Consider the following 9,435-nt stretch of genomic DNA (forward strand, 5'->3'; position numbering starts at 1 on the left):
CCCCCCCCCCCCCCCCCCCCCCCCCCCCCCCCCCCCCCCCCCCCCCCCCCCCCCCCCCCCCCCCCCCCCCCCCCCCCCACAGGGGCCCGCGTAGGTCTTTTATGTTTCTCCAGGAGCCGGCATGAGCCCAGCAGCCTCGCAACTGTTCCGCCAGCAGGCCTACATCGATGGCCAGTGGCTGGATGCGCCCGATGGGGCGCGACAGGACATCTTCAACCCCGCCACCGGTGAACTCATCGGTAGCGTGCCGAACCTTGGCACTGAGCACGCCCGCCAAGCCATCGTTGCCGCCAACAACGCCTGGCCGGCCTGGCGCGCCCTGACCGCCAAGGAGCGCAGCAACACCCTCAAGCGCTGGCACGCGCTGATGCTGGAAAACGCCGATGCCCTTGCCGAAATCCTGACCCTTGAACAAGGCAAGCCGTTGGCCGAAGCCAAGGGTGAAATCCTCTACGCCGCCAGTTTCATCGAGTGGTTCGCCGAAGAAGCCAAGCGCATCTATGGCGACACGATTCCCAGCCACAAGGGCGATGCGCGCATCGTCGTCAGCAAGGAACCGATCGGTGTCGTCGCGGCCATCACGCCGTGGAACTTCCCCGCAGCGATGATCACCCGCAAGGCCGGCCCGGCGCTGGCCGCCGGTTGTCCGTGCATCGTCAAGCCGGCACCGGAGACGCCATTCTCGGCGCTGGCCATGGCGGCGCTGGCCGAACAGGCCGGCATTCCTGCGGGTATTTTTAACGTGATCACCGGCGATGCCATCGCCATCGGCGCTGAGCTGACGGCAAGCCCATTGGTGCGCAAACTGTCGTTCACCGGCTCCACGGCGATTGGCAAGTTGCTGATGGCGCAGTGCGCGCCGACGCTGAAGAAAGTTTCGCTGGAACTGGGCGGCAACGCACCGTTCATTGTCTTCGACGATGCCGACCTTGAGCGTGCGGTAGAAGGCGCGATGATTGCCAAGTTTCGCAATGCTGGCCAGACCTGCGTCTGCGTCAATCGCTTCCTGGTGCAAGACGGCATACACGACGCCTTTGTTGCGCGCCTGGCCGAGCGGGTGTCGCAGCTCAAGGTGGGCAGTGGTTTCACTGACGGCGTCACCCAGGGTCCGCTGATCAACGAGCGCGCCGTGGCCAAGGTTGAAGACCATGTGCTGGACGCACTGGCGCAAGGTGCCCGGTTGGTTTGCGGTGGCGAACGTCATGCGCTGGGCCACGGCTTTTTCCAGCCAACGGTATTGTCCGGCGTCACCACGCAGATGAAAGTTGCCCGGGATGAGACCTTCGGCCCTCTCGCCGCGGTGTTTCGTTTCACCAGCGAGGCGCAGGCCGTGCAGATGGCCAACGACACCGAATTCGGCCTCGCTGCCTACTGCTACACCCACGACCTGGGCCGCGCCTGGCGCATGAGTGAGGCGCTGGAATACGGCATGGTCGGGATCAACGAAGGACTGATTTCCACCGAAGTCGCGCCGTTTGGCGGGATCAAATCCTCGGGCCTGGGTCGTGAAGGCTCCAAGTACGGCATCGAGGATTATCTGGAACTCAAATACACACTAATGGGCGGGCTCTGAAGTGAGTAACGAAAAGTACGAAAAAGGCTTGAAGATCCGCACCCAGGTGCTGGGCGAAGCCTATGTGAACCGCTCCATCGAAAACGCCGATGACTTCACCCGCCCCCTGCAGGAAATGGTCACCGAGTACTGCTGGGGCCACGTGTGGGGGCGTGAGGGTTTGTCGCTTAAAGAGCGCAGCATGATAAACTTGGCGATGATTTCGGCCCTCAATCGGCCTCACGAACTCAAGCTGCACGTGCGTGGTGCCTTGCGTAACGGGCTGAGTCGTGAACAAATACGCGAAATTCTGCTTCAGGTCGGTATTTATTGCGGTGTCCCCGCGGCCGTGGACAGTTTCCGGCTCGCCCGTGAAGCGTTCGCCGAAGCCGATGCCGAGGCCTCCAGTTAACCCTTGGCTATCTGACTGAACGAGCACTAGGATTATTACGATCAAAGTGCTCTTTTTGCATGGACAGCCACATTCAGAGCGGACCCCATGAAACGCCTGCCACTCGACGACAGCTTCAAGGTCAATCGCAACCCCGTTACCCTGCGCGAAATCGTGCTGGATAAACTGCGAAGCGCCATCATGAACTTCCAGCTTCTGCCGGGAGATCGACTGGTCGAACGCGATCTGTGCGATCGCCTGGGCGTGAGCCGCACTTCGGTGCGCGAAGCGCTGCGTCACCTTGAATCCGAAGGCCTGGTGGAGTTCGCCGATGCCAAGGGCCCTCGGGTAGCGATCATCACCCTGGCCGATGCCGTCGATATCTATGAGCTGCGTTGCGTACTGGAAGGCCTGATCGTTCAACTGTTCACCCTGCGTGCCAAGGCCAAGGACATCAAGGCCCTGGAAAAGGCCCTGGAAGAAAACCGCCAGGCCTTGAAGGAAGGCGAACTGCAACAGGTCATCGACTCCGTGCAAGGTTTCTACGACGTCCTGCTCGAAGGCTCTGGCAACCATGTCGCCGCGACCCAGTTGCGTCAACTGCAGGCGCGCATCAGCTACCTGCGCGCGACTTCGGTGTCCCAGGAAAACCGTCGCGGCGCCAGCAACCAGGAAATGGAACGCATGGTCGAAGCGATCAAGAGCGGCGATCCCCTGGCCGCCCACCAGGCTTGCGTCGACCACGTTCGGGCCGCCGCCACCGTCGCCCTCGATTACCTCAAGCGCAAGCAGGAAGAAACCGGGGCGATCCCCGAGATCACCCAGCCCATCGCCCTCAAAGAACCCCGCATAGGTCGTTGATCATGTTCAGCCCGAGCTATTGTCCAAGGTGCGGCAGCAATGACCTCAAGTCACAGTTGCCACCGGGCGATACGCACGAGCGCCTGATGTGCCGCGGCTGCGGCTACATCCACTACGTCAATCCGAAAATCATTGCCGGCTGCATCATCGAGCAGGACGGCAAGTACTTGCTGTGCCAACGCGCAATCCCTCCGCGCCCCGGCACCTGGACCTTGCCGGCGGGCTTCATGGAAGGTGGTGAGACCACCGAGCAGGCGGCGTTGCGCGAGGTCTGGGAAGAGAGCGGCGTGCGCGCGGAAATCCTGTCGCCCTACTCGATCTTCAGCGTGCCTACAATCTGCGAGGTGTACATCATCTTCCGCGCCATCGCGCTGGAGATCACCGGGCAGTACGGACCGGAAACCCTCGACTACAAATTCTTCGCGCCCGAGGACATTCCCTGGGACAGCATCTACTACCCGGCAATCCGGCAGATTCTCGAACGCTACATCGAGGAGCGGCAGGCCGGGGTCTACGGGATCTACATCGGCAACGACGATAGCGGCAAGATTCACTTCATCCGCTGACAGAACGCGACACAATCACTGTAGGAGCTGCCGCAGGCTGCGATCTTTTGATCTTTGGCGCCCTGAAGGCTCCCCGAAGATCAAGATCAAAAGATCGCAGCCTGCGGCAGCTCCTACAGGGTTATGCCGGGGCGATTCCTTCGACAATGATCACCTCTGCCTTCGCCACGCCTTCGCGGTGCCCTTTCGCCTCCTGATACAGATCGGATCGATAGCAGGCCAGCGCCTGTTCGTAGGAATCAAATTCGATCACCACGCTGCGTTGCGGCGTCGACCGACCTTCCATCGCTTCGCTGCGCCCGCCACGCGCCATTATCCGACCACCGTATTGGGCAAACGCCTGCGGTGCCCGCTGGGTGTATTGGCTGTATTGATCGGGGTCGGTGATATCCACGTGAGCAATCCAGTACGCCTTCATAGTGACCTCTCTGCTTGTGTTGTATTATGGTATACCACAATATATCTCCATCAAACATCGAGAATCCCCAAATGGCCTTCAACAGCATCGAAGAAATCATCGAAGACTACCGCCAAGGCAAGATGGTGCTCCTGGTGGACGACGAGGACCGGGAAAATGAAGGCGACCTGCTGCTGGCCGCCGACCGCTGCAGCGCCGAAGCCATCAGCTTCATGGCCCGTGAAGCGCGCGGCCTGATCTGCCTGACCTTGACCGACGAGCATTGCCAGCGCTTGGGCCTCGAGCAGATGGTGCCAAGCAATGGCAGCGTGTTCAGTACCGCATTCACCGTATCGATCGAAGCGGCTGTTGGCGTGACCACCGGCATCTCCGCCGCCGACCGGGCGCGTACCGTGGCCGCTGCCGTTGCCCATGGCGCGAGTGCCGCCGATATCGTGCAGCCCGGCCACATCTTCCCCCTGCGTGCCCGGGAGGGTGGCGTATTGACCCGCGCCGGCCATACCGAAGCCGGTTGCGACCTGGCGCGCCTGGCCGGTTTTACCCCCGCCTCGGTGATCGTCGAAGTGATGAACGATGACGGCACCATGGCCCGCCGCCCGGACCTGGAAGTGTTCGCGCGAAAACACGGAATCAAGATCGGCACCATCGCCGACCTGATCCACTATCGTTTAAGTACCGAGCACACGGTGGTGCGCATCGGCGAGCGCGAGCTGCCGACGGTGCATGGCACCTTTCGTCTGATCACCTTTGAGGATCGCATCGAAGGCGGTGTCCACATGGCAATGGTCATGGGTGATCTGCGCCGCGAGGAAGCGACGCTGGTGCGCGTGCACGTCATCGACCCGTTGCGCGACCTGGTCGGCGCCGAATACAGCGGCCCTTCGAACTGGACGTTGTGGGCGGCTTTGCAGCGAGTGGCTGAGGAAGGTCGCGGCGTCGTGGTGGTCCTGGCCAACCACGAATCGTCGCAAGCGTTGCTGGAGCGGGTGCCGCAATTGACCCAGGCGCCGCGGCAGTTCAGCCGTTCGCAGTCGCGGATCTATTCGGAAGTCGGCACCGGTGCGCAGATCCTGCAGAACCTCGGCGTGGGCAAGCTGAGGCATCTGGGGCCGCCGCTCAAATATGCAGGTTTGACCGGGTATGACCTGGAAGTGGTGGAAAGCATCCCGTTCACACAGTGATCCTCGGATTTGTGTAGTCCCCTGTGGGAGCGAGCCTGCTCGCGAAGGCGATGTACCCGGCAACATGTGTGTCAACTGACACGCCCTCTTCGCGAGCGGGCTCGCTCCCACAAGGATTGCGATGTTTGCGCGGTACCGGGTACGCCCCGCAGCTCGAAAAAAGCATTTTTGGCTGATAGCCGGTAAGGCAAAGTGCTTGCACAAAGTTTGGAATACCATAATATGATATTCCATAGACCGGACGATTTAGCCAAGCGCACCCGCGAGGGAAAGCACTCACAACAGCCCTTGGCACGGTCGCCTTTCAAGGCCAGATGGACCTACTGCTCCCGATAGGCGGGCATTACCAAGCCCGCTCAAAAACACAACAAATGAGGGCGTGAAAATGGTGTTGAACAAACGTGCATCCGCAGTACTGTTCGCAGGCTTGTTGGCCACGGTCAGTCATATGGCAACGGCTGCTGAAAGCGTCAACTTCGTCAGCTGGGGCGGTAGCACCCAGGATGCACAGAAGCAGGCTTGGGCCGATCCGTTCAGCAAGGCCAGCGGCATCACCGTGGTCCAGGATGGCCCCACCGACTACGGCAAGCTCAAGGCCATGGTCGAAAGCGGCAACGTGCAGTGGGACGTGGTCGACGTCGAAGCTGACTTCGCCTTGCGCGCGGCCTCCGAAGGCCTGCTCGAACCCCTCGATTTCAAAGTCATCGATCGCGACAAGATCGACCCGCGATTCGTCTCCGATCACGGCGTCGGCTCGTTCTTCTTCTCCTTCGTCCTCGGCTACAACGAAGGCAAGTTGGGTGCCAACAAACCCCAGGACTGGTCCGCGCTGTTCGACACCAAGACCTACCCCGGCAAACGCGCCCTGTATAAATGGCCAAGTCCTGGCGTGCTGGAGCTGGCGCTGCTGGCCGATGGCGTCGCCGCCGACAAGCTCTACCCACTGGACCTGGACCGCGCCTTCAAGAAGCTCGACACCATCAAGAAAGACATCGTCTGGTGGGGCGGCGGCGCTCAGTCGCAACAGCTGCTGGCCTCCGGTGAAGCGAGCATGGGCCAGTTCTGGAACGGCCGCATTCATGCCCTGCAAGAAGACGGTGCGCCGGTTGGCGTGAGCTGGAAACAGAACCTGGTCATGGCCGACATCCTGGTCATTCCAAAGGGTTCGAAGAACAAGGACGCGGCGATGAAGTTCCTGGCCAATGCCAGCAGTGCCAAAGGCCAGGCCGACTTCTCCAACCTGACCGCCTACGCCCCGGTCAACGTCGACAGCGTGGCGCGCCTGGACTCGACCCTGGCGCCCAACCTGCCGACTGCCTACGCCAAGGATCAAATCACTCTTGATTTCGCGTACTGGGCCAAGAACGGTCCTGCTATCGCGACACGGTGGAACGAATGGCTGGTCAAATGAAAATGACGGTAACCGCGTCCCGTCCATCCACGTCCGTCGGCAGCGCCTCCAGCGCTGCCGGCAAGGCGGCTGCGATGACGCAAACCCCGACCCTGGCGCAACGCTGGCGCGGATCGAGCAACCTGATCCCCGCCCTGTTGTTCCTCGGCCTGTTCTTCCTCGCACCACTGATCGGCTTGCTGCTGCGCGGCGTGCTGGAACCGACTCCGGGGCTGGGCAACTACGAGCAACTGTTCGCCAACTCGGCGTATGCCCGGGTCTTGCTCAACACCTTCTCGGTGGCCGGACTGGTGACGCTGTTCAGCCTGCTATTGGGTTTCCCGCTGGCCTGGGCGATCACGTTGGTGCCCCGTGGCTGGGGTCGCTGGATCCTGAACATCGTGCTGTTGTCGATGTGGACCAGCCTGCTCGCCCGCACCTATTCCTGGCTGGTGTTGCTGCAAGCCTCCGGGGTGATCAACAAGGCATTGATGGCCATGGGCATCATCGATCAGCCGCTGGAGATGGTGCATAACCTCACCGGCGTGGTGATCGGCATGAGCTACATCATGATCCCGTTCATCGTGCTGCCGCTGCAGGCGACCATGCAGGCCATCGACCCGATGATCCTGCAGGCCGGTTCGATCTGCGGGGCCAGTCCGTGGACCAACTTCTTCCGGGTGTTCCTGCCGCTGTGCCGGCCGGGACTGTTCTCCGGTGGCTTGATGGTGTTCGTGATGTCGCTCGGTTATTACGTCACCCCGGCCCTGCTCGGTGGTGCGCAGAACATGATGCTGCCCGAGTTCATCATCCAGCAGGTGCAGTCGTTCCTCAACTGGGGCCTGGCCAGCGCCGGTGCCGCGTTGCTGATCGTCATTACGCTGGTGCTGTTCTACTTCTACCTGAAGCTTCAGCCGGAATCCCCGGTTGGCGCCAGCAACGCGAGGTAAGCCGTCATGCTCCTGACCCCCAATGCCATGAGCCGCCGGATGCGCTTTGGCCTGTATGCCACCACCGGGCTGATCGGGCTGTTCCTGTTGCTACCGATCGTGTTCATCGTCCTGCTGTCGTTCGGCTCATCCCAGTGGCTGGTGTTCCCACCACCGGGCTGGACGCTGAAATGGTACGGCCAGTTCTTCTCCAATGCCGACTGGATGAACGCGGCCATGGCCAGCCTCAAGGTCGCGGTACTGACCACGTTCTTTGCCGTGGCCCTGGGCCTGCCGACCGCTTTCGCCCTGGTACGCGGGCGCTTTCCGGGCCGGGAAATGCTCTACGGCCTGTTTACCCTGCCGATGATCGTGCCGCTGGTGATCATTGCGGTCGCGGTGTACGCGTTGTTCCTGAAACTGGGCTACACCGGAACCATGTTCGCGTTCGTGGTCAGCCACGTCATCGTCGCGTTGCCGTTCACCATCATCTCGATCATCAACTCGCTGAAGCTGTTCGACCAGTCGATCGAGGATGCCGCAGTGATTTGCGGCGCCTCGCGCCTGCAAGCGGTATTCAAGGTGACCTTCCCGGCGATTCGCCCGGGCATGGTGGCCGGCGCCCTCTTCGCCTTCCTTGTCTCGTGGGATGAAGTGGTGCTGAGCGTGATGATGGCAAGCCCGACCCTGCAAACCCTTCCCGTGAAAATGTGGACCACCCTGCGCCAGGACCTGACGCCCGTGATCGCCGTCGCCTCGACGCTGCTGATCGGCCTCTCGGTATTGGTCATGGTGATCGCCGCCGCACTGCGCCGGCGCAATGAAATCAGCGCCTGAGCGCGCAGGAGTACGACATGAGTGCAGTGATCAAAGATACCGCGCAGCAAAATGACAAGCCCCTGGTGAGCTTGCGCAACTTGAATAAATACTACGGCGACTTTGCTGCCGTGGACGACATCTCGCTGGACATCAAGGACGGTGAATTCCTGACCTTCCTCGGCTCCAGCGGCTCGGGTAAAAGTACGACGCTGTCGATGCTCGCCGGTTTCGAAACCCCGAGCAGCGGCGAGATCCTGGTCAACGGCCAGTCGCTGGTCAATGTGCCGCCGCACAAGCGTGACATCGGCATGGTGTTCCAGCGCTACTCGCTGTTCCCGCACCTGTCAGTGCGCGACAACATCGCCTTCCCGCTGGCCATCCGCAAACTGGCCCCGGCCGAGCGTGATCGCCGGGTCGATGCGATGCTCAAGCTGGTGCAGCTTGAACAATTCGCCCATCGCCGCCCTTCGCAACTCTCCGGCGGCCAGCAGCAACGGGTCGCCATCGCCCGGGCGCTGGTCTACGAGCCACGCATCCTGCTGATGGATGAACCGCTGGGCGCACTGGACAAGAAACTGCGTGAAGACTTGCAGGACGAACTGCGCCAGCTGCATCGGCGCCTGGGCATCACCATCGTCTACGTGACCCACGACCAGGAAGAAGCCATGCGCCTGTCCCAGCGCATCGCCATCTTCAGCCACGGCAAGATCGTCGGCCTGGGCAGCGGTTACGACCTGTACCAGAATCCGCCGAATGCCTTTGTCGCCTCGTTCCTTGGTAACTCGAACTTCCTCAAGCTCAAGGCCCAGGGCAACGCCGTGGCAACGTTTGAGGGGCAGTCGCTGTCGATCCGCCTGACAGCCGGCCTGCAAACCAACCAGGACGTACTGTTGATGGTGCGACCGGAAAAGGCGCTGGCCTTGAGTCTCGAGCAAGCCGCTCAGGAGCCGTTGGCCGCCGGTTGGAATGAAGTGACGGCCAAGGTGGTGGAAGTGCTTTTCCTGGGGGAAAGCCAGACGTGCAGCGTGGTGACTTCGGGCGGTACGTCGATGACCGTCAAGGCGCTTTCCGCGGCGGGCATGCCCATGAAGGCGGGGGATCCGGTGCGTGTGCGCTGGGCGACTGCCGATGCCTGTGTTTATACCGAATGGGCTGAGAGTGATTTGAACAAGGCTGCTGGGGCGCACTGATTATTTAAGGCCTATTGCGGTGGGCAGCTAATCAAGAGTCCCCTCGGGCCCTGAGCCTGTTGATTGATCGTTCCCACGCTCTGCGTGGGAATGCCGCCAGGGACGCTCCGCGTTCCGCTGATGACGCATTAATTGAGC

General features: G+C 61.6%; 10 protein-coding genes. 9 read left to right on the forward strand and 1 reads right to left on the reverse strand.

Annotation, left to right across the window (positions count from 1 at the left end; translation table 11 throughout):
* Positions 1 to 121 precede the first annotated feature (121 nt).
* The 4 genes from AC3WWR_RS30245 (at position 122) to AC3WWR_RS30260 (ending at position 3,370) form a co-directional block, all read left to right on the forward strand.
* On the forward strand, positions 122 to 1,573 hold the full coding sequence (locus AC3WWR_RS30245) for an NAD-dependent succinate-semialdehyde dehydrogenase (protein WP_492599305.1): 1,452 nt from the start codon (positions 122 to 124) through the stop codon (positions 1,571 to 1,573).
* Position 1,574: 1 nt separating this feature from the next.
* Positions 1,575 to 1,964, forward strand: a complete 390-nt coding sequence (locus AC3WWR_RS30250) for a carboxymuconolactone decarboxylase family protein (protein ID WP_008059553.1) — start codon at positions 1,575 to 1,577, stop codon at positions 1,962 to 1,964.
* Between the two features lie 87 nt (positions 1,965 to 2,051).
* The gene (locus AC3WWR_RS30255) at positions 2,052 to 2,804 is read left to right on the forward strand and encodes a GntR family transcriptional regulator (protein WP_020800935.1); all 753 of its coding nucleotides are present in this window, start codon (positions 2,052 to 2,054) and stop codon (positions 2,802 to 2,804) included.
* A 2-nt stretch (positions 2,805 to 2,806) separates the two neighbouring features.
* Positions 2,807 to 3,370 (forward strand): NUDIX hydrolase, encoded by a 564-nt coding sequence (locus AC3WWR_RS30260; RefSeq protein ID WP_033043500.1) that lies wholly within the window; start codon positions 2,807 to 2,809, stop codon positions 3,368 to 3,370.
* Between the two features lie 121 nt (positions 3,371 to 3,491).
* Here AC3WWR_RS30260 and AC3WWR_RS30265 read toward each other — a convergent pair whose 3' ends face one another.
* Entirely contained in the window at positions 3,492 to 3,788 is a 297-nt protein-coding gene (locus AC3WWR_RS30265; protein ID WP_033045521.1) for a DUF1330 domain-containing protein, read from the reverse strand.
* 71 nt (positions 3,789 to 3,859) lie between these two features.
* On the opposite strand from AC3WWR_RS30265, the gene ribBA reads away from it, so the two are divergent.
* The 5 genes from ribBA (at position 3,860) to AC3WWR_RS30290 (ending at position 9,297) form a co-directional block, all read left to right on the forward strand.
* Positions 3,860 to 4,969 carry a bifunctional 3,4-dihydroxy-2-butanone-4-phosphate synthase/GTP cyclohydrolase II gene (ribBA, locus tag AC3WWR_RS30270; protein ID WP_020800938.1) on the forward strand — a complete coding sequence of 370 codons (1,110 nt, stop codon included), beginning with the start codon at positions 3,860 to 3,862 and terminating at the stop codon, positions 4,967 to 4,969.
* Positions 4,970 to 5,354: 385 nt separating this feature from the next.
* Complete coding sequence (locus AC3WWR_RS30275) at positions 5,355 to 6,380, forward strand: ABC transporter substrate-binding protein (RefSeq protein ID WP_020800939.1); 1,026 nt, start codon at positions 5,355 to 5,357, stop codon at positions 6,378 to 6,380.
* Positions 6,377 to 7,309: an ABC transporter permease gene (locus tag AC3WWR_RS30280; protein WP_033045522.1), complete on the forward strand. Its 933-nt coding sequence runs from the start codon at positions 6,377 to 6,379 to the stop codon at positions 7,307 to 7,309. The genes AC3WWR_RS30275 and AC3WWR_RS30280 overlap by 4 nt, the downstream gene beginning before the upstream one ends.
* Positions 7,310 to 7,315: 6 nt before the next feature.
* Positions 7,316 to 8,125, forward strand: a complete 810-nt coding sequence (locus AC3WWR_RS30285; RefSeq protein ID WP_007976227.1) for an ABC transporter permease — start codon at positions 7,316 to 7,318, stop codon at positions 8,123 to 8,125.
* 17 nt (positions 8,126 to 8,142) lie between these two features.
* Complete coding sequence (locus AC3WWR_RS30290) at positions 8,143 to 9,297, forward strand: ABC transporter ATP-binding protein (protein WP_033045523.1); 1,155 nt, start codon at positions 8,143 to 8,145, stop codon at positions 9,295 to 9,297.
* The last annotated feature ends 138 nt before the right edge of the window (positions 9,298 to 9,435 follow it).

The organism is Pseudomonas sp. EB271-G4-1, from assembly GCF_058791355.1.

Bases quoted from the DNA above. Each gene is read 5' to 3' on its own strand.
- AC3WWR_RS30290 (WP_033045523.1), top strand. From the start codon at position 8,143: ATGAGTGCAGTGATCAAAGATACCGCGCAGCAAAATGACAAGCCCCTG.
- AC3WWR_RS30265 (WP_033045521.1), bottom strand. From the start codon at position 3,788: ATGAAGGCGTACTGGATTGCTCACGTGGATATCACCGACCCCGATCAA.
- AC3WWR_RS30280 (WP_033045522.1), top strand. From the start codon at position 6,377: ATGAAAATGACGGTAACCGCGTCCCGTCCATCCACGTCCGTCGGCAGC.
- AC3WWR_RS30245 (WP_492599305.1), top strand. From the start codon at position 122: ATGAGCCCAGCAGCCTCGCAACTGTTCCGCCAGCAGGCCTACATCGAT.
- AC3WWR_RS30260 (WP_033043500.1), top strand. From the start codon at position 2,807: ATGTTCAGCCCGAGCTATTGTCCAAGGTGCGGCAGCAATGACCTCAAG.
- AC3WWR_RS30285 (WP_007976227.1), top strand. From the start codon at position 7,316: ATGCTCCTGACCCCCAATGCCATGAGCCGCCGGATGCGCTTTGGCCTG.
- AC3WWR_RS30275 (WP_020800939.1), top strand. From the start codon at position 5,355: ATGGTGTTGAACAAACGTGCATCCGCAGTACTGTTCGCAGGCTTGTTG.
- ribBA (WP_020800938.1), top strand. From the start codon at position 3,860: ATGGCCTTCAACAGCATCGAAGAAATCATCGAAGACTACCGCCAAGGC.
- AC3WWR_RS30255 (WP_020800935.1), top strand. From the start codon at position 2,052: ATGAAACGCCTGCCACTCGACGACAGCTTCAAGGTCAATCGCAACCCC.